This is a genomic window from Antarctobacter albus (assembly GCF_900101505.1).
GTDB classification, from domain to species: Bacteria; Pseudomonadota; Alphaproteobacteria; order Rhodobacterales; family Rhodobacteraceae; genus Antarctobacter; species Antarctobacter albus.
On record NZ_FMZI01000001.1, the window covers coordinates 450,814 to 472,519 of the forward strand.

20 protein-coding genes and 1 tRNA gene are annotated in these 21,706 nt (G+C 64.1%); 6 read left to right on the forward strand and 15 right to left on the reverse strand.

The features are described from left to right. The first annotated feature begins 37 nt into the window (after window positions 1-37). From BLQ71_RS02165 to BLQ71_RS26260, 5 genes are all read left to right on the forward strand, one after another. Window positions 38-114: transfer RNA gene (locus BLQ71_RS02165), tRNA-Pro, on the forward strand. A 173-nt stretch (window positions 115-287) separates the two neighbouring features. Beyond that, window positions 288-2,240, forward strand: a complete 1,953-nt coding sequence (locus BLQ71_RS02170) for a DUF4214 domain-containing protein (protein WP_074620546.1) — start codon at window positions 288-290, stop codon at window positions 2,238-2,240. Window positions 2,241-2,828: 588 nt separating this feature from the next. Then, window positions 2,829-6,488 carry a vitamin B12-dependent ribonucleotide reductase gene (locus BLQ71_RS02175; protein WP_074620547.1) on the forward strand — a complete coding sequence of 1,220 codons (3,660 nt, stop codon included), beginning with the start codon at window positions 2,829-2,831 and terminating at the stop codon, window positions 6,486-6,488. Between the two features lie 11 nt (window positions 6,489-6,499). After that, window positions 6,500-6,790: a hypothetical protein gene (locus tag BLQ71_RS02180; RefSeq protein ID WP_074620548.1), complete on the forward strand. Its 291-nt coding sequence runs from the start codon at window positions 6,500-6,502 to the stop codon at window positions 6,788-6,790. Window positions 6,791-7,264: 474 nt separating this feature from the next. Next, window positions 7,265-7,519, forward strand: coding sequence for a hypothetical protein (locus tag BLQ71_RS26260; protein WP_043138980.1), 255 nt, complete (start codon window positions 7,265-7,267; stop codon window positions 7,517-7,519). 98 nt (window positions 7,520-7,617) lie between these two features. On the opposite strand, the gene BLQ71_RS02190 is transcribed toward BLQ71_RS26260, so the two are convergent. From BLQ71_RS02190 to BLQ71_RS02220, 7 genes are all read right to left on the reverse strand, one after another. Then, the gene (locus tag BLQ71_RS02190) at window positions 7,618-9,144 is read right to left on the reverse strand and encodes a peptidoglycan-binding protein (RefSeq protein ID WP_074620549.1); all 1,527 of its coding nucleotides are present in this window, start codon (window positions 9,142-9,144) and stop codon (window positions 7,618-7,620) included. Between the two features lie 227 nt (window positions 9,145-9,371). Further along, complete coding sequence (locus BLQ71_RS02195; RefSeq protein ID WP_074620550.1) at window positions 9,372-9,992, reverse strand: YitT family protein; 621 nt, start codon at window positions 9,990-9,992, stop codon at window positions 9,372-9,374. Window positions 9,993-10,081: 89 nt separating this feature from the next. After that, on the reverse strand, window positions 10,082-11,296 hold the full coding sequence (locus tag BLQ71_RS02200) for an NADP-dependent isocitrate dehydrogenase (protein ID WP_074620551.1): 1,215 nt from the start codon (window positions 11,294-11,296) through the stop codon (window positions 10,082-10,084). Window positions 11,297-11,458: 162 nt separating this feature from the next. Beyond that, window positions 11,459-12,673, reverse strand: coding sequence for a multidrug effflux MFS transporter (locus tag BLQ71_RS02205; protein WP_074620678.1), 1,215 nt, complete (start codon window positions 12,671-12,673; stop codon window positions 11,459-11,461). 142 nt (window positions 12,674-12,815) lie between these two features. Beyond that, on the reverse strand, window positions 12,816-13,166 hold the full coding sequence (locus BLQ71_RS02210; RefSeq protein WP_254780687.1) for a potassium channel family protein: 351 nt from the start codon (window positions 13,164-13,166) through the stop codon (window positions 12,816-12,818). A gap of 14 nt (window positions 13,167-13,180) precedes the next feature. Next, window positions 13,181-13,825, reverse strand: coding sequence for a DsbA family oxidoreductase (locus BLQ71_RS02215; RefSeq protein ID WP_074620553.1), 645 nt, complete (start codon window positions 13,823-13,825; stop codon window positions 13,181-13,183). 54 nt (window positions 13,826-13,879) lie between these two features. After that, window positions 13,880-15,403, reverse strand: coding sequence for a class I adenylate-forming enzyme family protein (locus tag BLQ71_RS02220; protein WP_074620554.1), 1,524 nt, complete (start codon window positions 15,401-15,403; stop codon window positions 13,880-13,882). Between the two features lie 82 nt (window positions 15,404-15,485). On the opposite strand from BLQ71_RS02220, the gene BLQ71_RS02225 reads away from it, so the two are divergent. Beyond that, window positions 15,486-16,106: a helix-turn-helix domain-containing protein gene (locus BLQ71_RS02225; protein WP_043138964.1), complete on the forward strand. Its 621-nt coding sequence runs from the start codon at window positions 15,486-15,488 to the stop codon at window positions 16,104-16,106. 6 nt (window positions 16,107-16,112) lie between these two features. Here BLQ71_RS02225 and BLQ71_RS02230 read toward each other — a convergent pair whose 3' ends face one another. The 8 genes from BLQ71_RS02230 to BLQ71_RS02265 form a co-directional block, all read right to left on the reverse strand. Then, entirely contained in the window at window positions 16,113-16,346 is a 234-nt protein-coding gene (locus BLQ71_RS02230) for a hypothetical protein (protein WP_043138962.1), read from the reverse strand. Window positions 16,347-16,522: 176 nt separating this feature from the next. Then, window positions 16,523-17,815, reverse strand: a complete 1,293-nt coding sequence (locus BLQ71_RS02235) for a branched-chain amino acid ABC transporter permease (RefSeq protein ID WP_069208334.1) — start codon at window positions 17,813-17,815, stop codon at window positions 16,523-16,525. Then, window positions 17,812-18,822: a branched-chain amino acid ABC transporter permease gene (locus BLQ71_RS02240; RefSeq protein WP_074620555.1), complete on the reverse strand. Its 1,011-nt coding sequence runs from the start codon at window positions 18,820-18,822 to the stop codon at window positions 17,812-17,814. The genes BLQ71_RS02235 and BLQ71_RS02240 overlap by 4 nt, the downstream gene beginning before the upstream one ends. 76 nt (window positions 18,823-18,898) lie before the next feature. Continuing rightward, window positions 18,899-19,249 carry a hypothetical protein gene (locus tag BLQ71_RS02245; protein ID WP_074620556.1) on the reverse strand — a complete coding sequence of 117 codons (351 nt, stop codon included), beginning with the start codon at window positions 19,247-19,249 and terminating at the stop codon, window positions 18,899-18,901. Then, complete coding sequence (locus BLQ71_RS02250) at window positions 19,246-19,629, reverse strand: hypothetical protein (protein WP_074620557.1); 384 nt, start codon at window positions 19,627-19,629, stop codon at window positions 19,246-19,248. Before BLQ71_RS02250 ends, BLQ71_RS02245 begins: the two co-directional genes overlap by 4 nt. Further along, window positions 19,629-20,000 carry a hypothetical protein gene (locus BLQ71_RS02255; RefSeq protein WP_074620558.1) on the reverse strand — a complete coding sequence of 124 codons (372 nt, stop codon included), beginning with the start codon at window positions 19,998-20,000 and terminating at the stop codon, window positions 19,629-19,631. Before BLQ71_RS02255 ends, BLQ71_RS02250 begins: the two co-directional genes overlap by 1 nt. 4 nt (window positions 20,001-20,004) lie before the next feature. Continuing rightward, complete coding sequence (locus BLQ71_RS02260) at window positions 20,005-20,832, reverse strand: ABC transporter ATP-binding protein (protein ID WP_074620559.1); 828 nt, start codon at window positions 20,830-20,832, stop codon at window positions 20,005-20,007. Then, entirely contained in the window at window positions 20,829-21,614 is a 786-nt protein-coding gene (locus BLQ71_RS02265; RefSeq protein WP_043138946.1) for an ABC transporter ATP-binding protein, read from the reverse strand. Before BLQ71_RS02265 ends, BLQ71_RS02260 begins: the two co-directional genes overlap by 4 nt. Between the last annotated feature and the right edge of the window lie 92 nt (window positions 21,615-21,706).

Below are 21,706 nucleotides of genomic sequence, written 5' to 3' on the forward strand. Positions count from 1 at the left end.
TCAAGCCCGTCTCGTGCGGCTAGACCGCACGGACCGTCGGGGCGTAGCGCAGCCTGGTAGCGCGTCTGTTTTGGGTACAGAAGGTCGTGAGTTCGAATCTCGCCGCCCCGACCATTTTCCTGCAAGAGACTGTTTAGAAACACCTTCTTGAAGGTGTTTCGTAGCGCATACCGCCGCCCCTGAAGCGCATGCGGCATGGAGTGGCCTGATTTTTCGGGACCCTTTGAAACTTTCCGATTCCTGAGACGTGGCTACGAGCACGCGACAAGCGACAGGAGGAAGTTTTCATGGCCCATTTGGCCTCTAATTACGATTCATTCGAAACGTTTCTGGACCAGGCAGATGCCTTCTGGACCGTTGATCTGGGCGCGCTGAACAGTTCCGGTGTGCAGGGCACCGCAGTGCTGGCGATGGTCACCGACGACGATGGTTCGACCTATCTGAACGTCGCGATCTCGGCCACCGGGCTGACACCGTCGCAGACGCACGCACAGCACATCCACGGTCTGTTCGACGAGAACGGCACGCCGATTGATTCCGTGGCGCCGACCATTGCCGACGACTTGGACCGCGACGGCATGGTCGAGGTTCTGGAGGGGGTGAGCAAATACGGCGACGTGATCCTGCCGCTGTCGATGGACGGCATGATGCCGATGGCCGACGCCTCGGGGCGGATCTCGTTCGTCCAGAGCTATGACCTTGGCGACAACAGCAATTTCTTCAGCCCGGTCACGATGACCGACTACTTTGCATCCGACCTGATGCCGCTGGAACTGCGCGAGATCGTGCTGCACGGGGTCGAGATTCCCGATGGCATCGGCACGGGCACGGGCGGTGAGGTCGCAGGTGGTGAGAACGGCTATATCGGCATCCTGCCCGCTGCGGCCGGGAGTATCGAGGTTGCCACCCGCGAAGAGGCGTTTGCCGTCCTGGCAGAGCACCGCGAGACGGCAAGCGACACGGTCGTGCTGACCCCGAATCCCGACATGTTCGACGCGGGACCCGGGGATGACATGGTCGACGGGCTTGCGGGCGACGACACGATCACGGGCGGTGCGGACAATGACTCGCTGATGGGTGGCCTGGGGGCCGACATCCTCGAGGGCAACGGCGGCAACGACATGCTGGATTCGGGCCAGATGGACGTCAACGCCCCGAACGCCGCAGATGCGGGCGCCTCGGGTGGCCTGACGCTGGCCCAATATGACGGCGGCATCGCGGGGGGCGCCGGCAACGACATGATCATGGGCGGTGCCGGCGATGAGATCCTGACCGGCGACGACGACAGCCGCACCGCAGCGGCGACCGGCTCGACCTTTGACGCGATGGCCGACGGCATGGACACGATCCACGGTGGCGCGGGCAACGACGAGATCCACACCGGGTCCTGGTCAGACAGCGACCAGGGACTGCCCAATGCCCAGACCGGGATCATGGCCGACGTGGCCTATGGTGACGGCGGCGACGACATCCTGCGTGGGGCCGGGGGCGACGACATGTTGTTCGGCAACATGGGCGCGGACAACATCGGCGGCGGTGGCGGCGATGACATGATCTATGGCGATGGCATGTTCACCGGCGACATCGAGGGGATCACCGGCCAGATCTATCGCCTCTATGTCACCGCGTTCGATCGCGACCCGGACGGTCCGGGCTTTGAATCCTGGGCGACCGGGATCGGTACGGAATCGTTCAACCTGAGTGCAGCGGCAAACGGCTTCGCCAATTCGCCGGAGTTCAACGACGTCTTCGGTGGCGGCACAAACGAGGATTTCGTCCGCGCGATGTACCAGAACACGCTGGATCGCGGGGCCGATCCCGGTGGCCTGGCGCATTGGGTCGGCAAGCTGGATGCCGGTGCGTCCCGGGCCGAGGTCCTGCTGGGTTTCTCGGAAAGCCCCGAGATGCAGATGCGCAGTGCCTCGGACATGCAAGACTGGGTCGATGCCCAGGGCACCAACGACGTGATAGCCGGCAACGGGGGCACGAACACCCTGTCGGGTGGCTATCTGTCCGACACCTTCGTCTTTGGCACCGACACGGGCAGCAGCCATATCGTGACCGACCTTGAATCCTGGGACATGCTGGACTTCACGGCCTTCGGCTATGCCGATGCGGATGCGGCCATCGCGCAGATGATGCAGCAGGGGGACGACGTCGTCTTCATGGATCAGGACGTGACCGTCACGCTGGAAGATACGCAGCTGGGTCAGGTCTCGAGCGAGATGATCCTGGTCTGACCATCGCGCGATCCGATGATCACAAGCGTCCGGGCCCGCGGTCCGGGCGCTTTTTCATGCCCTCTGCCAAAGAATCGGTCACCACACTAGATGTGGTGGGGCAGGGGCGCTTTTCCCCGAATTGGAGGGTTGCGCGTGTTCGAGGTGCAACATCGGCAAGCCTCCGGCAAGTTAACAAAGATTAACCGTTCGGGCCGCCATTCCTGAAGTTATCCACAAGCATCTGTGCATAAACCGCCGTCTCTCTTTGTATTTCCAAGGTTTGCGAGAAAGCTGAAATTATTAACAGATCCGGGATGAATCGGGAGCCTCATACCGCTCCTAGTGGGGTGCCGTTTGGTCAACACAAAATATATGTAGATATCGTAAAAAAACGCGTTGACGACTCTGGTCCGTCGGGGCCATTTTGTGCAGGCCGGTCGGGACAACCACTAGATATAGTGGGCGGCGGCAAGGGACAGACAAGCACAACATACACTCACACGAGGCATGGACCTCGGCCCGCGTGGCAACCGCGGGAGGGTGCTTTTGTCCTTTGCCTTACCGACCGGCACGAAAATAACGGGACACTCTTTAAGGGCAGCTGGGATGAAAATCGAACGCAAATTCACCAAGGCCGGTCAGGACGCTTGCGCCGAAGTCGACTTTGTCACCACCAAGTCGGAAATCCGTAACCCTGACGGCACCACCGTCTTTGCGCTCGACCAGCTGGAAGTGCCCGCAGGGTGGAGCCAGGTGGCCAGCGACGTCATCGCCCAGAAGTACTTTCGCAAGGCCGGCGTGCCGACCGAGCTGAAGCGCGTCGCCGAAGAGGGCGTGCCCGAATTCCTGTGGCGCTCGGTCCCGGCGTCCAAGGACACGCCCCGCACCGGCGAAACCAGCGCACGCCAGGTCTTTGACCGCCTGGCCGGTGCCTGGACCTACTGGGGCTGGAAGGGTGGATACTTTACCACCGAGGAAGACGCCCAGGCCTATTTCGACGAGATGCGTTTCATGCTGGCCACCCAGATGGCCGCGCCGAACAGCCCGCAGTGGTTCAACACCGGCCTGCACTGGGCCTATGGCATCGACGGTCCCAGCCAGGGCCATTTCTACGTCGATTACAAAACCGGCAAGTTGGTGAAGTCGAAATCGGCTTATGAGCATCCGCAGCCGCACGCCTGCTTTATCCAGTCGGTTCAGGACGACCTGGTGAACGAAGGTGGTATCATGGATCTGTGGGTGCGCGAGGCGCGCCTGTTCAAGTACGGTTCTGGCACCGGCACGAACTTCTCCTCCCTGCGTGCCGAGGGCGAGGCGCTGTCAGGCGGAGGCAAGTCCTCCGGCCTGATGGGGTTCCTCAAGATCGGTGACCGCGCCGCGGGCTCGATCAAATCCGGCGGAACGACCCGTCGAGCAGCGAAGATGGTGATTTGCGACGCCGATCACCCCGACATCGAAGAGTTCATCAACTGGAAAGTGCGCGAAGAGCAGAAGGTGGCGAGCATCGTCGCCGGCTCGAAGATGCACGAAAAGATGCTGAACGGGATCTTCGACGCGATCCGCGCGTGGGACGGGGCAGAGGCCGACGCATATGATCCCAAGAGCAACGAGACCCTGAAGGCGGCCATACGCGCGGCCAAGGGCGCCATGATCCCCGAGACCTATATCAAGCGCGTGCTCGACTACGCACGCCAGGGCTATGCCTCGATCGAGTTCCCGACCTATGACACGGATTGGGACTCCGAAGCCTATGCCTCGGTCTCGGGCCAGAATTCCAACAATTCGATCCGCGTCACCGATGCTTTCCTGAAGGCGGTCAAGGATGACACCGACTGGGAACTGATCCGCCGCACCGACGGCAAGGTCGCCAAGACCGTCAAGGCGCGCGACCTCTGGGAACAGGTCGGCCACGCTGCCTGGGCCTGTGCCGATCCGGGCATCCAGTTCCACGACACCGTCAACGCCTGGCACACATGCCCCGAAGACGGCGCGATCCGTGGCTCGAATCCCTGTTCCGAGTACATGTTCCTTGACGACACGGCCTGCAACCTGGCCTCGATGAACCTGCTGACCTTCCTCAAGGACGGCCGTTTCGACGCCGAAAGCTATATCCACGCGACGCGCCTCTGGACGCTGACGCTGGAAATCTCCGTCCTGATGGCACAGTTCCCGTCCAAGGAAATCGCACAGCTGTCGTATGACTTCCGGACGCTGGGCCTGGGCTATGCCAACATCGGCGGTCTGCTGATGAACATGGGTTACGGCTACGACTCGGACGAGGGCCGCGCGCTCTGCGGGGCGCTGACAGCCATCATGACCGGCACGTCCTACGCAACCTCGGCGGAAATCGCCGGTGAGCTGGGGGCCTTCCCGGGCTATGCCCGCAACCGCGATCACATGCTGCGCGTCATCAAGAACCACCGCAACGCCGCCTACGGCGCCTCGGAAGGCTATGACAACCTGGCGGTGAAGCCGGTCCCGCTGGACCTGGTGAATTGCCCGGACGAGGCGCTGGTGCACCTGGCCATGTCGGCCTGGGACGAGGCCTTTAGCCTTGGCGAGAAGCACGGCTATCGGAACGCGCAGGTCTCGGTCATCGCGCCGACCGGCACCATCGGCCTGGTCATGGACTGCGACACCACCGGCATCGAACCCGACTTTGCCCTGGTGAAGTTCAAGAAGCTCGCCGGTGGCGGCTACTTCAAGATCATCAACCGCTCGGTGCCTGGTGCGCTGGACAACCTCGGCTATACTTCCAGCCAGATCGAAGAGATCATCTCTTACGCTGTGGGCCACCAGACGCTGGGCAATGCGCCCGGCATCAACCACACCGCGCTGGTCGGCCACGGGTTCGGCCCGGCACAGATCGAGAAGGTGGAAAGTGCGCTGGCCTCGGCCTTCGACATCCGCTTCGTTTTCAACCAGTGGACGCTGGGCGAGGAGTTCTGCCGCGACGTGCTGGGCATCCCGGCGGAAAAACTGGTCGATCCCAGCTTTGACCTGCTGCGGCACCTGGGCTTCTCCAAGGCCGACATCGACGCGGCGAACGACCACGTCTGCGGGACCATGACCCTGGAAGGGGCGCCGCACCTGAAAGAGGAACACCTCAAGGTCTTCGACTGCGCCAACCCCTGCGGCAAGAAGGGCAAGCGCTTCCTCTCGGTCGACAGCCACATCACCATGATGGCGGCGGCGCAGTCCTTCATCTCGGGCGCGATCTCGAAGACGATCAACATGCCCAACGATGCGACCATCGAGGACTGCCAGAAGGCCTATGAACTCAGCTGGTCGCTGGGGGTGAAGGCCAACGCGCTCTACCGTGACGGTTCGAAACTGTCGCAGCCGCTGGCGGCCGCGCTGGTCGAGGACGACGACGAGGCTGCCGAGATCCTGGAAAGCGGATCGCAGCACGAAAAGGCGCAGGTTCTGGCCGAGAAGATCGTCGAAAAGGTCGTGATCAAGGAAGTGGCCCGCGCCGGCCGCACCAAGATGCCGGAACGCCGCAAGGGTTATACCCAAAAGGCCATCGTCGGCGGGCACAAGGTCTACCTGCGCACCGGTGAATACGAGGACGGCAACCTTGGCGAGATCTTCATCGACATGCACAAGGAAGGCGCCGGCTTCCGTGCGATGATGAACAACTTCGCCATCGCCGTTTCGGTCGGCCTGCAATACGGTGTGCCGCTGGAGGAATTCGTCGATGCCTTCACCTTCACCAAGTTCGAACCGGCGGGCATGGTGCAGGGCAATGATTCGATCAAGAACGCGACCTCGATCCTCGATTACATCTTCCGCGAACTGGCCGTGTCCTACCTGGACCGCACCGACCTGGCCCATGTCAAACCCGAGGGCGCCAGCTTTGACGACCTTGGCCGGGGCGAGGAAGAAGGCGTGTCCAACGTCAAGGAACTGTCGGAAACCGCAGCCAGCCGCAGCCTGGAAGTGCTGAAGCAGATCAGCTCGACCGGCTACCTGCGCAAGCGTCTGCCGCAGGAACTGATTGTCCTGCAAGGCGGTCAGGCGACTGTGGCGCTGGAAGCGGGCACCGACCCCGACCAGGTGCTGCGCAGCCTTGTGCCCGCCACGGCGGCAGGGCCGAAGTCCGGCGGCTCTGCCTCCTCGGCGATGGCCATGACGGCGGTCACCAAGGCCAAGATGCAGGGCTACGAAGGCGAAGCCTGCGGCGAATGCGGCAACTACACGCTGGTGCGCAACGGCACCTGCATGAAGTGCAACACCTGCGGCGCGACGAGCGGGTGTAGCTGAGGAGCAGAACGATGGCGTCCTTCAGGATGGACTGCGTGCTCGAATGGGATGGCATTCTCAGCGATCCCATGACCCTCACGGTCAACGTGATCCCGGACGGTCCGGATCACCGCGGCGCCGGGTCCTTTGCGATGCCGACGCGGTTCATCGGGACGGCAATGCGCAGCGAGGCGCCCGTGAGGGCCATCGCGCATGACGGCAGCGGGTTCGACCTGACGGTCCACCGCTTCGACATGACCACGGGCATCGCCTATTTCCGGACGCTTGGCGCCCTGCCGGTCGAGGATCGGCGGAGCGCCTGAAGAGACACCCCTGGGGGGGTGATGCGGGGACACGTTGCCAGTGACCCCGCGTGGTTAGGGTGGTCAGGGAGTCCCGTCCCGCCATCCGTTCCAGGGGCCGGTGCGCTGGCCCCAGACGCTGACAAGGCCGCAGGCAGAAAAGACACGGGCGGTGAATCAGATGAGCCTTGTACGCGAAACTCGGGGCGTCCCTTCCCCAAAGGGACGCCCCCTTTCTTTTCCCTGAAATCGGCGCGGCAGGTTCCCGCCAATGGCCCCGAAACGTATCCCTCGGCGGTGTCACGCCAGAATGGGCATGCGCCGTTTGCGGGGTCCCGCCCGTGCTTTCGCACTGGCCTAGGTCCGCCTGTGCGAAGCACCGGTTCTGGCAGTTCGCCGCGCGTTTTTGGCGTCCTGACCGCAGGCCCTCGCAGCGACGAAAAATGCGCCCCATGTTTGGCTCACTTCCAACCAACCACTCATGGAGGAAAGACAATGAAAACGCAGATCCTGACCGGCGCCGTCCTGGCCCTGTTCACCCTTCCCGCCTTTGCGCAGGACATGGAGGGCGACATGGCGCTCGACACCGACGGTGACGGCATGGTGTCGCTGGAAGAGGTACAGGTCATGTACCCGGACGTCTCGCAGGACGACTATACCCAGGCAGATGCCGATGGCGATGGTCTGCTGAGCGCCGAAGAGCTGGACACGGCCCGCGCCGACGGGCTGATCCCGGCGGACGACGCCTGATCGGCGTGACACATGCCCCTGTCCCCGGGGCATGACATCGGCGCGCGGCGGCCCCTGGTCGCCGCGCGTTTTTCGTTGCAGGTCAGTGGGTCAGTGGGTCAGCGGAATTCGATCCGGCAGTTCACCAGTTCGCCAAAGACCGTCCGCTGGCAGACCCGCACGCGTTGGCCCTGTGGTTCCGGTGCGGGCGCCGCAGCCGAGGCCGGCGGGTTGAAGACCGGGGCAGGGGCGTTGCGCAGGCGCTCCTGCTCTTCTTCCTCGCGGCGCTGTTCTTCGGCGAAGACGGCATAGAGCGAGTCGCTCTGGCGGTTCAGCATGTCCAGCTGCGCACCATCGAGGAAACCGGTCGGCTCCAGCCCGTTGTTGCGCTGCCATTCGCGCAACGCGTCCCGGGTGCCGGGGCCAAAGATACCGTCCGCGCCACGGGTGTCGAACCCCAGCAGCGTCAGGCGGTTCTGAACTTCTTGCCGGTCGTCGAACAGCAGGCCAAGCGCGGCTTCGGTGCCCAGCGTGGTTGCCGGCAGGTTGCGCACGGGTGACACGATGATCGAGGAACTGGCGTCGGGGGCCGTCATCTTGCGCGCGTCGGCAAGGGTCTGGTTTTCGGGGATCAGTTTCCAGAAATCGCGGAAGGGTACGCCAGTCCAGTCCTGTGGCAGCAGCGCCTTGTGCACCTGGAACAGCGTCGGATTGCCGCCCGAAGTCCAGTCGGGGCTGGTGCGCAGGCGCAGGGCGGCGGCGGTTTGCCCTTCGGCGGGCGGGGCCGTGTTCAGCTCGACCTGGCAGCCCAGCCAGGACGGCACGCCGTCAATGATCGCCTCGACGACGTATGTGGCCTTGCGATGTGCCGTCGCGCCCTGCTCGCGCAGCACGCGATGGTCGTAGACGGATCGCCCCGGGCTGGTCCGATCCGGGTCGAAATCCGGGTTGGTCTGAATGCAGGAGCGCGTGACCATCGTGTCGCTCAGGCTGCTTGGGGCTTCGAACCCTTCGAGTTGCAGGCCCAGGGCGCGGGCCTGGTCGACCCGGTCGACCACCAGCATGTCGCTGTCTGTCAGCGCCAGCACCTGTGCGGCGAAATCGGCGGGCATGTTCAGCTGGTCGAGGCGCGCGGTCAGTTCGCTGGCCGCGCGAAGGGCAGAGCCGTAGACCGCAGACATATCCTGCGCCGCATAGTCCTGTTCCGCCAGCGCATGTGCCGGGCTGCCAAAGGCCAGCGTGGCGTTCAGATGCATCCGCTTGTTCGGCACCGGCCCCGCGTCGCGCGTCAGGCGGCTGCCCCCCAGCAAGACCAGCGCGCAGGCGTTCAGACATTCCGCCCCGTCATCGACAGCGGTGGGAATGCCGCGCTCATGCAGGAAATCGGCGATCTTCAGGCTTTCCCCGAAGGACCCGCCGGAACTGTCGAGGCAGAGCGGACGCTCTCCGTTGCCGAAGCTGCGCAGGTCCATCGCGCGGATCTTGTCGAGGTCGCCTGGCAGGATCTCACCCGAGAGCGTGGCGGCGCAATTGAAATGGGTGCCGGTCTGCGAGGTGATTTCGCCCGCCTGTCCGGCGTTGGGCCCAAGGGCAGCGCAGGCAAGAAGCGCGGGCAGGAGGGAACGGGAAAGAAGAGCAGATTTCATAAGGGTCTCCGGAACCTGTCGCGTGGCAGCACACCAAGACATAGCCCCTTGGGGCGGTTTTTTCCAAGCCGACTATGGGTTTGCCGGGGATTGGTGCAGCAGCGGTGCAACCCTTTTGCCACCCGGTCGTGGCCCGGTGGCCGGTTTCGGGTGGGGGTGCCGGGTGAGGTTCGGGAGGCAACCAATTGAAATGAATTCGTTTTCGAGGGAGCTGGCGATGCCGTGGGTCAGGATCGGGCCACGTATCGGTCGCGTCGGTGATTGATCGTCACCATGAGGTTCAGGATCACTGCACCTGTCAGGGACACAGCCACCGTCAGCCAGTCAAAGATCGCCAGCGCCAGGACAAATACACAGAGATCAAACCCCAGTTGGACGTTTCCCGCAGGAATGCCGCGCGTATCCTGCAGCCACAGCGCCACGATTCCCACGCGGCCCAGCGTCGCTCCGTGCCGGAACAGCACGATCAGCCCCAGTCCCGCCAGAAGGCCAAAGAGCACGGCGCTGACCAACGGATGGATCGGTTCCAGCCGCAGGACAGTGGGCAGAAATTCTGTTTGCAGCGACAACAGGCCGACGGCCGCAAAGGTGCGCAGGGTAAAGCGCCATCCCATCTGACGCACGGCCAGAATGTAGAACGGCAGGTTCAGCACGAAGAAGACGGCACCAAAGGACCAACCTGCCGCGTAGCTGACGATCAGCGACAGGCCCGCGATCTGTCCGGTGATCAGCGCGCTGGATGTCAGGAACATGACCGCCAGCGCCATCATGCATGTGCCCACGACCAACCCCAGCGCATCTTCCCAAAGGCTGTGGCGGTCGGCTGGGGGCTGGGACAGTAGGGTCATGCATGTCCGATGCCCGCCGGCATCGCCTTTGGCAAGTTTGACGGGCGCAGTTCCCCCCGCGCCCGCGCCAATTGCCCATCAATCGGGCATCAGCCCGCCAATGCCTTGTTGAGGTTCTCGTCGATCTTTTCGAGAAAACCCATCGTGGTCAGCCAGCCCTGGTCGGGACCGACCAGCAGAGCCAGGTCCTTGGTCATGTGCCCGGCCTCGACGGTCTCGACGATCACCCGTTCCAACGTCTCGGCAAAGGCCCGCAGGGCGACGTTCTGGTCCAGCTTGGCGCGGTGCTTCAGACCGCCGGTCCAGGCGTAGATCGAGGCGATCGAGTTGGTCGAGGTCGACTGCCCGGCCTGGTGCTGGCGGTAGTGGCGGGTGACGGTGCCATGCGCCGCCTCTGCCTCGACGATCTTGCCGTCGGGCGTCATCAGCTGGCTGGTCATCATGCCCAGGCTGCCAAAGCCCTGGGCCACGGTGTCCGACTGCACGTCGCCGTCGTAGTTCTTGCAGGCCCAGACGAATTCCCCGTTCCATTTCAGGGCACAGGCCACCATGTCGTCGATCAGGCGGTGTTCGTACCAGATGCCCTTTTCCTTGAACTTTTCCTCGAACTCGGCCTCGTAGACCTCCTGGAAGAGATCCTTGAACCGGCCGTCATAGGCCTTGAGGATGGTGTTCTTGGTGGACAGGTAGACCGGCCAGCCCAGGTTCAGGCCGTAGTTCAGCGAGGCGCGGGCAAAGTCGCGGATCGAGGCGTCCTGGTTGTACATGCCCATGTAGACGCCCGCGTCCGGCGCGTCGTAGACCTCGCGCTCGATCACCTCGCCATCGGCGCCTTCCCATTTCATGGTCAGCTTGCCGGCGCCGGGGAAATGGAAATCGGTGGCCTTGTACTGGTCGCCGAAGGCATGACGCCCGACCACGATGGGAGAGGTCCAGCCGGGCACGAGGCGCGGCACGTTGCGGCAGATGATCGGCTGCCGGAACACCACGCCGCCCAGGATGTTTCGGATCGTCCCGTTGGGCGATTTCCACATCTTTTTCAGGCCGAATTCCTCGACGCGCGCCTCGTCCGGGGTGATCGTGGCGCATTTGACGGCCACGCCGACCTCCTTGGTCTTTTCGGCGGCATCGATGGTGATCTGGTCCTCGGTCCGGTCGCGTTCCTCGATCCCCAGATCGTAGTACAGCAGGTCGAGGTCCAGGTAGGGCAGGATCAGCTTCTGCTTGATGAAATCCCACATGATGCGGGTCATCTCATCCCCGTCCATCTCGACGATCGGATTGTCGACCTTGATCTTCGTCATCCTACGATTCCCATGCTGGCTGGCGGCAGTTCCCTGCCTCTCTAGCCGATCACCGCCCGGGGGACCAATGCCCCGAGCGGACGGATAGGGGAATTCGTCAGGTGCGCTTGGGGCGAATCAGGATCGCCGCCCAATCGGGCGGCGATGAGGTGGTGGTGCGGCTCATTCGGCCGGCTGTTGCATCTCTTCGCGGCTGGCCATGCGGGACATGATCCAGAGCGCACCGATCAGAAAGACCAGGATCCCGGCGACCACCGGCAGGGGTGTGCCGTCAAAGACAAGCCCGACCGGCACCGCAAGGATGACCGCCCCGACCGTGCCGAGGGCGCCCATGACAGAGGCGGCCAGCCCGGCGATATGGCCCATCGGTTCCATCCCCAGGGCGTTGAGATTGCCCATCGTCAACCCGACCATGAAGAAGATCGAGGTCTGCCAGAGAACGAAACAGGCAAAGAGCGCGGTCCCCTCGACGCCGCCAAGCAGGACCAGCGTCATCGCTGCGCTCAGAATGACCTCGACCGTCAGGACGATCGTCACCATCTTGCGCATGCCGATCTTCATCACGAGCGCCGCGTTCAACAGGCTTGCCGAGGCCGAAATGATGGCGATCCCGCCGAACCACAGGGGAAAGCTGCCGGCCCGGTCAAAGAAGGCGTCGTAGATCGGCTGGATGTTCGAGATCATCACCACCAGCGCCCCAAAGCACAGCATCTGGGCGATCATGGACTGCCGGACGACCTGGTGGGACACCATCTCACGAAGGGCCTCACTGAGGGCGCCAAAGCGGAAGGGGCGCCGGTCTTCGGGGGCCAGCGTTTCCGGCAGGCGCAGTGCCAGCCAGCCGCTGGACAGCGTGGCAAAGATCGCAAATGCCCAGAACACCGCGTGCCAGCCGCCGACCCAGATCAGGCCGGCCCCCAGCGTCGGGGCAAGCGCGGGAACGATGGTGAAGATGACCATGACAAAAGACATGATCCGCGCCATCGCCCGCCCGGAGTAGAGATCACGCACAATGGCCAGCGCCACAACGCGCGGCCCGGCGGCGCCCAGGCCCTGCATGAAGCGCGCGAACAGCAGCATTTCCAGGCTGTTCGCCAGCAAGGCACCGAGGGCGGACAGGATATAAAGGGCGGCTGTGCCCAGGACCACGGTCTTGCGGCCCAGCGCATCGGACAGCGGGCCGGTAAAGAAAGTGCCCAGTCCCATGCCCAGCATGAAGATCGTCACGATCAGCGGCACCCGGTTCGGATCGTCGGGCGAGAACTGTGCCGTCAGCTCGGGAAAGGCGGGCAGCATGGCGTCGATGGAAAAGGCAATGCTGGCAAAAAGCATCGCAACGATGGCGATGAACTCGCCTCTACTGGGAAGACTTGACATGGAAACCTCGGGACACGGGAAAAAGGGGCCAAAATGCCCTTTCTCGGACATCTTTCTATATCCGAACGGTCACTGATTGAAAGATCAAGTTCGGTGAGCTGACGCACAGATTAGAGGCCGTTCATGCACCCGGAGCGGGAAACTACGGGTTCCTCGACACCTCGTCGTCGCTGTCGGGTGAGTCATCCCGGTTGGCCGGTTCTGCGTCGTCGCCCAGGCGTGCGATCAGCCATTCGGTGTGTTCCTCGCGTTTGCGCATGGCGAAAACGCCGAATTGCTGGATCGCGACGGCAAAGACCCCCAGCCCCAGCAGGATATAGACGGTCGTGCCGATTTTGCCCGCAGGGGTCTGTGGCACCAGTTCGCCATAGCCGACCGTCGATAGCGTCACGACGGAAAAGAAATAGGAATCGAGCCAGGACCAGCCCTCGACCAGGCGGAAAAAAACTGTCCCGGCAGCGATGATCGCCGCCAGCGTCAGAGCAAGCGTCAAAAAGCGCAGCCGCGTCATGTTTCGGGGGCGGCGCCGGTGCGCAGTTCCTCGATCACCCGGGACCACAACTCGGGCGGCTGCGCGCCGGGAACCGCGTGCTGGCCTGCAACGATGAAGGTCGGGACCGAGTTGATGCCCATGCCACGCGCCGCTGCGTCACGTTCCACGATCTCGCGCCGGTCCTCGTCCGAGGCCAGCAGGCGCAGGACCAGGCTGGCGTCCATGCCGTGGCTGTCGGCGACATCGGCCAGCACTTCTGCATCGCCGATGTCGCGGCCCTCGACGAAATAGGCGCGGAACAGGCCAGCCACGATGGGCGTCTGCCGCCCCTCTATGCCCGCCCAGTGGATCAGCCGATGGGCATCAACCGTGTTCGGCGTCTTTTCGATCCGGTCCAGGTGCAGGGTCACGCCGGCCTTGGCCGCGTGTTCCTCGACCGGCAGATAGGCCTGTACGGCGCCCTCCTGTCCGCCGAACTTGCCTTCGAGGTAGGCGCGCCGGTCCATGCCGGCGGCGGGCATCTCGGGGTTCAGCATGAAGGGCAGCCAGCGGACCTGGAACGGATGGTCCGGGTTCGCCTCCAGTGCGCGGTCAAGGTAGGCCTTGCCGATATAGCACCAAGGGCAGATCGGGTCGGAGAAGATGTCGAGCTGGATCATGATAGACTCCCTAAGCTCCTGCATACACGGGTTGTCCGGCGGGGGCGATTGCCCTTAGCCGTTCAGAACGTGATCCTTGAGCGCCTTGCGTTGCAGTTTTCCGTTCGGATTGCGCGGCAGCGCGTCGATGCGGACATAGGTGCGCGGGCATTTGTAGCGCGCCAGTCGTTCGGCGGCCTCGGCTTTCAGCACCGCTTCGTCCAGCTCTGCCTCGGCGGTGTAGAAGGCGGCGACGATGCGCACGTCTTCCTTGACCGCGATATCCGTGACCGCCAGTTCGATCACCCCCGGCAGGCCGGCCAGCGCCGCCTCGACCTCCAGCGGAGACACGCGATAGCCGCCCGCGTTCATCATGTCGTCGTCGCGGCCCAGGTAGGTGATATGCCCGTCGCCGTCCATCGCGCCCCGGTCGCCGGTCAGATACCAGTCACCGCTGAATTTTTCGGCAGTTGCCTCGGGGGCACCGACATAGCGCAGCATCAGGCCGGGATCGTTGCGGTCGATGGCGATGGTGCCTTCGCTGTCCAGGGGGACCGGTGCGCCGTCATCGCCCAGGATCGCGACGCGGCGGCCCACCTGGGGTCGGCCCAGCGTGTCGGGCAGGGCTGGTCGTCCGGGTGCCGACGAGATGAAGGTGGAACATTCCGACATGCCGTAGGCCTCGTAGATCTCGGTTCCCGTGGCCTCGCGCCAGCGGTCCCGCAGCGCCTCGGACAGTTTCTCACCAGCGGCCAGCGTGTGACGCAGGGCGGGTATCTCGGGCACCGGGAATTTCAGGACCTGGCGAAAGACACCCGGCGCGGCGGCAAAAATCGTCGCCTCGAAGCGTTTCATCAGCAACGCCAGTTGCGCCGGATCGGTGCCCGCCGCCGGGATCAGCGCCGTGGCGCCCTTTGTCCAGGGGTCCATCAACCCGGTGCCCAGCGTGTAGGTCCAGTTGAAGGCCCCCGCGTGCAGCAGCCGGTCCTCGGTGCGGAGGCCATACCAGCCGTCCATCATCATCTGCCGCGCCCAGATCGCGCGGTGGGCATGGCCCACGGCACGGGGCGTGCCGGACGTCCCAGAGGTGTAGATGATATAGGCCAGCCGGTCCGGATCCCCCATCTGGTAGTCCGCAGGCGGCAGATCGTGCCAGGCCTCGTAGGTCTCCGGCCCGAGAACCGGCAGATCGGTCTCCGGGCATGGGACGTTTTCGGCGCGAAGAATGGCCTTTGGTGCAAGATGATCGATGATCTTGGTCACTTCCGGCGCGGTCAGCTGCGACGATGTCGGCACCGGCACCACGCCGGCTGCGATCGCACCCAGGTAGGCGATCGGGAAATCCACCGTGTTTCCCAACCGCATCAGCAGGATGTCCCCCGGTTCCAGCCCGGCCTGCAACAGGCCGGTTGCGGTGCCGCGCACGGCAGCGATCAGGCGCCCATAGGACAAGCGCTGTGCGCCCGAGGGTTTGACCACCGACAAGGCTATCTTGTCGGGCGTGGTCTCTCCCGCCGCCAGCACATGCGCGGCCAGGTTAAACGGTGCGGGGCAGGGGGCATAGCGCCCCTCGTCGAAAAGCGAGGCATCCAGGGTCATGCTTCATCGCCTAGACCGCGGCGCGAGGACCTGCAATAGGGGCGCTTGCACATGGAGGGGGCGGGGCCTATAGCAGGACCCCATGTCGCGAGATCCGAAATCCCTCATCAGCATCGCCCGTGACAGTGGCGAGACACCCCAGGCCGAGCCGCTCGACCTGGGCCAGCGCGTGCGCGAATTGCGCAAAGAGCGGAACTGGACGCTGGAGCAGGCGGCGCGGCAGGCCGGGCTGGCACGGTCCACCCTGTCCAAGATCGAGAACGGGCAGATGTCGCCCACCTACGACGCGCTCAAGAAGCTGGCCGTGGGGCTGGAAATCACCGTGCCGCAGCTGTTCACGCCGCCGCAGCAGGACAAGGTCAATGGCCGCATGGTCGTGACGCGTTCGGGCGAGGGGCAGAGCCACGCGACAGCCACCTATGAACACGACCTGCTGGCCGAGACGCTGACCCGGAAAAAGATGCTACCCTACCGTGCCCGCGTCCGCGCACGCAGCATGGAGGAATTCGACGGCTGGGTGCGCCACGACGGAGAGGAGTTCCTCTTTGTCCTGACCGGGGTCGTGACGCTGTACACCGAGTTCTACGAACCCATCGAGATGAAGCGCGGCGACAGCGCCTATTACGACGCCACGATGGGACACAACGTCGTTTCGGTTTCGCCCGAGGATGCGACGATCCTCTGGGTGACCTCGCTGGCCTGAGCGACGTCAGCGGCTTTCGAGTTCGCTCGCCCGCCGGGCCAGATCCTCGCGATCCATGAATTCCTCCAGGGCGTCGCGCGCCTCGTGCAGGGTCAGTTCATGCATGTCCGCGATATGATGGGTCAGCACCCGTCGATCCCGGGGCGCCTCTGACAGGCGGTTCCGGTCGATCGCGGGAAAGCGGCGTTTGAGTTTGCCAAACATGCTGTCCCAATTGGCTGAAAGTTCGTGCCAGTCCATCTTGGTCACTCCTTCGTGTCCGCCAAATATGAAATGTATCTTTTTCGTGACGGTGCGGAAGTGGTCAGGCTGCCGCAGGTCCTACGACTTTAGCATTGGGGCCTTTTGGCGCTGCGGCAAAAGGAAAGGCCCGCGCCAGGCTGGCACGGGCCCTTTTTACCGACGGATAAGGCGCCTCAGCGTTCCGGCAGCAAGCCACGCGGCGAGAAGCGCAGCACCAGCAGCAGGATCACCCCCATCGTCAGCAGGCGCATGTGCTGCACGCTATCCAGCAGGTGTTCCTTGAGGCCGGAGTCGTCCGGCAGCGCGCCGGTGATCCAGGTCATGAAACCGGGGCCCAGCACCTCGACCTGGACCCAGAGGAACCAGATCAGGAAACCGCCCAGAACCGCGCCCAGGTTGTTGCCGGACCCACCGACGATCACCATCACCCAGATCAGGAAGGTATAGCGCAGCGGTTGGTACGAGGTCGGGATCAACTGGCCGTCCAGCGTGGTCATCATGGCGCCGGCGATGCCGCAGATGGCAGACCCGAGGATAAAGACCTGCAGGTGGCGGAAGGTGACATCCTTGCCCATCGCGCGGGCCGAGGTCTCGTTGTCGCGGATCGCCCGCATCATCCGTCCCCAGGGCGAGTTCAGCGCAAGCTGTGCCAGCACCAAAAGGATGATCAGAACGGCCGCGAACATCAGTCCATAGCCGATCTTGATGTAAAGGGTCGAAGCGGCGGTCGGGTCCATCCCTATGCTTGCGGCGCGTTCGACAAAGCCCGGGTCGTTCTGCAGGTCGATGGCATCGGGCACCGGGCGCGGCAGGCCGGTGACGTTCTTGACGCCCCGTGTCAGCCATTCCTCGTTCTTCATGATGGCGATAATGATCTCGGAGATGCCCAGGGTCGCAATCGCCAGGTAGTCCGAGCGCAGGCCCAGGGCCGTTTTGCCGATGATCCAGGCCGCGCCCGCCGCCAGAAGGCCGCCGACCATCCAGCCGATCACCACCGGCAGGCCCAGACCGCCGAGAAAGCCGGTGCCCGCCGGGTTGACCGCCTCGATGGCGTCAACGCCCGGATCGCGCACCATCCGGTACACCACGAAACCTGCGATCAGGATGGCCGCGGTCAGCCAGCGGTTCTTCGTTTTCTTCCAGGCCAGGACGGTGGCGACGATGGTCGCCGCGCCCAGCACCAGAGCCAGGATCGCGCGGGCGCCGCCCGCGGCCCAGGCCTCTTCGACCGGATCGACGGAGGCCAGGACCACCGCCATGCCGCCAAGCGCGACAAAGCCCATGACACCGACGTTGAACAGCCCGGCGATGCCCCATTGCAGGTTCACCCCAAGGGACATGATCGCGCTGACCAGCCCCATGTTCAGGATCACCAGCGCAAGGTCCCAGCCCTGCAGCAGACCCGTACCGATGATCAGCAGGGCGACGAGCGCGAACAGCGCGTATGTGCGGATCGACTGGCTCATACTGATTTCCCCTTGAACAGGCCCGTGGGCTTGAAGAGCAGCACCACCACGAGGATCATGAAGCTGACCGCGAACTTGTACTCCGTGGCCATGAGTTGGACGAGGCCGGAAGGCTCCAGCGCCTCGGGCATCAGGTAGACCAGCACCTTTTTCCAGGCGTAGGTGATCGCCACCTCGGAAAAGGCAATGACGAACCCGCCCGCGATGGCGCCTAGCGGGCTGCCAAGGCCGCCGACGATGGCCGAGGCGAAGATCGGCAGCAGCAGCTGGAAATAGGTGAAGGGCTTGTAAGACTTGTCCAGCCCGTAAAGCGTGCCGGCCACGGTGATCAGTGCCGCCACGATCAGCCATGTCACCATGACGACCCGTTCCGGGTTGATGCCTGACAGCAGCGCCAGGTCCTCGTTGTCGGAATAGGCGCGCATCGACTTGCCGGTGCGGGTGCGATTGAGGAACCAGAACAGCAGCGCCACGACGATCACCGCCGTCACCACGGTCAGACCCTGCGTGGTCTTGATACCCAGCCCCTCTTCAAGCCCGGTCATCTCCTTGAATTCCCGGGCATTGATGATGAACCGCTCGCCATCGGCAAAGCGCTGGTCATCGGCGCCCAGGATAAACCGGGTCAGCCCGTTGTAGATGAACATCACCCCGATCGAGACGATCACGAAAACCACCGGTTTCGCCTTTTGCCCCCGGTAGAAGCGATAGATGCCCCGATCGGTGATCAGGACCAGCGCGGCGGTGCCCGCGATGCCGAAGGGGATGGCCAATAGCGCGGTCGGCAGCGGACCCAGGCTGATGCCCCAGGACTGGAACAGCCAGGTGAAGAGGATCACCACCATCGTGCCAAAGGCCATCGTGTCGCCATGCGCGAAGTTCGAAAATCGCAGGATGCCATAGATCAGCGTGACCCCCAGCGCACCAAGCGCCAGCTGGCTGCCATAGGCCATCGCCGGGATGATCACGAAGTTGGATAGCGCCACGATGGCGTTGAGAAAATCCATCAGTCGTTGCCCTCGTTGGTCGGCCGCGCGGTTGGCCCGGCGGCTCTTGTCATGTTCTTGCGTCTTGTTTGCCGGTTCATCCCGTCACCTCGCAGGTGCCGGTGAACCGCTTGCCCCTGTTGCCGCGGTAGAGAAACGCCTCTCCGGGGCCCAGTTCGATCCGGTGATCTCCGCCCCAGAGGTCGATGCGCCAGACCTCTGCCGCAAGGTCCGCGCGCGTCGCCGGGTAGGGGCCCTGTCCGTTGATCCAGAGCCGCGCGTCGCCCGGGCCTCGGGCCAGGTCGATCCGCAGGGCAGAGGGCGCACACATGTTTAGCGCGTCGCCCCGGCACTGGGTTGTGGCGGTGCAGCGGACGGTGTCCGCCTGTGCCATCAGCGGCAGCAGGATCGCCGCCGCCGCCAGGTATGCCGGGTGCTTGCCGCTCACCCGGTCACCACGCATTCGCCGTGATAGGTGACGACGGTCAGCGGATCGGCGAATTGCACGCTCAGCTTGGCAAGGCCGTCGGGGGTCTGGCTCAGCAGGTAGCTGCCGTTGCCGTCATGCGCAAAGATCACCAGAACGCCGTTCACCACCTGGGCCGTACCCGTCGCCGGGCCTGTGCCCAGAACCAGTTCGGCCTCGCCGGGCATCTGCTTGGGCAGGTCGACGTCATGTCCGAATTGCGCAAAGGTGCAGGCCTCTTCGTCGAGGCATTCCACGGTGTAATTGCAGGACATCAGCGCGGCACCCGGGGTTTCGATGATATCGGCCAGGGCAGCGCCCCCGCAACCTGCCAGCCCGAAGGCCAGTAACAGTTTCTGCATTACCCGATCTCCCTGCATTGCCCTTGCCAGGGGCGGTCCCCGTGATCGCTCATGCGGGCCGTGCCGTCCGGCGCCACCGTCATCAACATGCCCTGCGTCGCGGCCCAGAACCCGTGAGAGCCGTCCTGACCCAGGATCGCCTCGGCCTCGAACTCGGCATCCGCCATACGGACCCGGCTGACGCGCCGGCGTGGAGGATCGGCCGGATCGACTGGCGGCGCAAAGCTCGCCGGGTCGAGGTCGAACCGCAGGCTCATGCGTGCCCCGTCGCGGCTGAGCGCGCAGTCGAAGGTGTCCACCGCCGCGTAGGCCGGTCCGTGGACCGCCGGCAAGGCCAGTGACCACAAGGCCGCCTGGGTGACGGGCCGCATCGCCTCAGCCCCCCAGAAAGCTCTTGCGCACCTCGGGATCGGCCAGCAGTTCCTTGCCCGTCCCGGTATAGGCGTTCCGCCCCTGCACGAGGACATAGCCCTTGTCGGCGATCTCGAGCGCCTGGCGTGCGTTCTGTTCCACCATCAGGATCGAAATGCCGGTGCGGGCCACCTCGATGATCCGGTCGAACAGCTCGTCCATCACGATGGGGCTGACGCCGGCGGTGGGTTCGTCCAGCATCAGCACCTTGGGCTGGGTCATCAGCGCACGGCCCACGGCCACCTGCTGACGCTGACCGCCCGAGAGTTCACCCGCCGGCTGGCGGCGCTTTTCCTTGAGGATCGGGAACAGCTCGTAGACCTGTTCCATCGTGCCCGAGAAATCGTCCAGCCGGATGAAGGCGCCCATCTCCAGGTTTTCCTCGACGGTCATCGAGGTGAAGATGTTCGAGGTCTGCGGCACGAACCCCATGCCCTGCGCCACCCGGTCCTGCGGTGTCAGCTGGGTGATGTCGTGCCCGTCCAGCCGCACCGCGCCCGAGCGGACGTCGAGCATGCCGAAGACCGCCTTCATCGCCGTGGATTTGCCGGCGCCATTGGGGCCGACGATCACCGCGATTTCACCCTTGTCCACGGCGATGGTGCAGTCGTGCAGGATGTCCGGCCCCTTGCCATAGCCGCCGGTCATCGTGTCGCCGATCAGGAAAGGCCCGCCCGGGGCATCGGTCATTGGGCCGGACCGGCGGGTCGGGTCGATCTCGCTACGCTGGCCCGGCTTGGTGATCGAGGCGTCCTTGTTGCCGCGGTCGTTCTGGTATGGGTTGTCGCTCATACGGTTGCCACCTGGTCCTTGTTCTTGAGCCCGGTGCCCAGATAGGCCTCGATGACCTGTTCGTTGGCCTTGATCTCGTCCAGCGTGCCCTCGGCCAGCTTCTTGCCCTCTGCCATGACGATGACAGGGTCGCAGATGCGGCCGATGAAATCCATGTCGTGCTCGATCACGCAGAAGGTGTAATCGCGCTCCTGGTTGAGCCGCACGATGGTGTCCGCGATGGTGTTCAGCAGGGTCCGGTTCACCCCGGCGCCGACCTCGTCGAGGAAGACGATCTTGGCGTCCACCATCATGGTTCGGCCCAGTTCCAGCAGTTTTTTCTGTCCGCCGGACACCGCGCCCGCCGGGTGATCGGCCAGGTGAGAGATGGTCAGGAAGTCGAGCACTTCGTCGGCCTTGGCCCGCAGGGCGCGTTCCTCGTCGGCGATGCGCTTGCGGCCGAACCAGGTGTTCCACAGCGTCTCGCCCGATTGTCCGCCCGGCACCATCATCAGGTTCTCGCGGCAGGTCATCGAGTGGAATTCATGCGCGATCTGGAAGGTGCGCAGCAGGCCCTTGTGGAACAGTTCGTGCGGCGGCAGCCCGGTGATGTCCTCACCGTCCATCGTGACGGTGCCGCTGGTCGGCGGCAGGGCGCCCGCGATCACGTTGAACAGCGTCGTCTTGCCCGCGCCGTTCGGCCCCACCAGCCCGGTGATTGATCCCGTGGCAATCTCTAGCGAGGCGCCGTCAACGGCCCGGAAGGCACCGAAATGACGGTGCAGGTTGTCCACCTTTATCAATTGGATAGCCCCCGAATGGCGGTGCCGCGAACGGCACCCCCGTAAAGCAGGAAGAGCAGCGGGGCCTGGCCCTGCTGCTCTTTTGCATCGTG

What these genes read in the sequence shown, in the direction of transcription:
- BLQ71_RS02205 (WP_074620678.1), bottom strand. Translation starts at nt 12,673, where the DNA reads ATGTCAAGTCTTCCCAGTAGAGGCGAGTTCATCGCCATCGTTGCGATG.
- BLQ71_RS02225 (WP_043138964.1), top strand. Translation starts at nt 15,486, where the DNA reads ATGTCGCGAGATCCGAAATCCCTCATCAGCATCGCCCGTGACAGTGGC.
- BLQ71_RS02195 (WP_074620550.1), bottom strand. Translation starts at nt 9,992, where the DNA reads ATGACCCTACTGTCCCAGCCCCCAGCCGACCGCCACAGCCTTTGGGAA.
- BLQ71_RS02200 (WP_074620551.1), bottom strand. Translation starts at nt 11,296, where the DNA reads ATGACGAAGATCAAGGTCGACAATCCGATCGTCGAGATGGACGGGGAT.
- BLQ71_RS02180 (WP_074620548.1), top strand. Translation starts at nt 6,500, where the DNA reads ATGGCGTCCTTCAGGATGGACTGCGTGCTCGAATGGGATGGCATTCTC.
- BLQ71_RS02255 (WP_074620558.1), bottom strand. Translation starts at nt 20,000, where the DNA reads ATGCGGCCCGTCACCCAGGCGGCCTTGTGGTCACTGGCCTTGCCGGCG.
- BLQ71_RS26260 (WP_043138980.1), top strand. Translation starts at nt 7,265, where the DNA reads ATGAAAACGCAGATCCTGACCGGCGCCGTCCTGGCCCTGTTCACCCTT.
- BLQ71_RS02190 (WP_074620549.1), bottom strand. Translation starts at nt 9,144, where the DNA reads ATGAAATCTGCTCTTCTTTCCCGTTCCCTCCTGCCCGCGCTTCTTGCC.
- BLQ71_RS02215 (WP_074620553.1), bottom strand. Translation starts at nt 13,825, where the DNA reads ATGATCCAGCTCGACATCTTCTCCGACCCGATCTGCCCTTGGTGCTAT.
- BLQ71_RS02235 (WP_069208334.1), bottom strand. Translation starts at nt 17,815, where the DNA reads ATGAGCCAGTCGATCCGCACATACGCGCTGTTCGCGCTCGTCGCCCTG.
- BLQ71_RS02220 (WP_074620554.1), bottom strand. Translation starts at nt 15,403, where the DNA reads ATGACCCTGGATGCCTCGCTTTTCGACGAGGGGCGCTATGCCCCCTGC.
- BLQ71_RS02260 (WP_074620559.1), bottom strand. Translation starts at nt 20,832, where the DNA reads ATGAGCGACAACCCATACCAGAACGACCGCGGCAACAAGGACGCCTCG.
- BLQ71_RS02170 (WP_074620546.1), top strand. Translation starts at nt 288, where the DNA reads ATGGCCCATTTGGCCTCTAATTACGATTCATTCGAAACGTTTCTGGAC.
- BLQ71_RS02250 (WP_074620557.1), bottom strand. Translation starts at nt 19,629, where the DNA reads ATGCAGAAACTGTTACTGGCCTTCGGGCTGGCAGGTTGCGGGGGCGCT.
- BLQ71_RS02240 (WP_074620555.1), bottom strand. Translation starts at nt 18,822, where the DNA reads ATGGATTTTCTCAACGCCATCGTGGCGCTATCCAACTTCGTGATCATC.
- BLQ71_RS02175 (WP_074620547.1), top strand. Translation starts at nt 2,829, where the DNA reads ATGAAAATCGAACGCAAATTCACCAAGGCCGGTCAGGACGCTTGCGCC.
- BLQ71_RS02230 (WP_043138962.1), bottom strand. Translation starts at nt 16,346, where the DNA reads ATGGACTGGCACGAACTTTCAGCCAATTGGGACAGCATGTTTGGCAAA.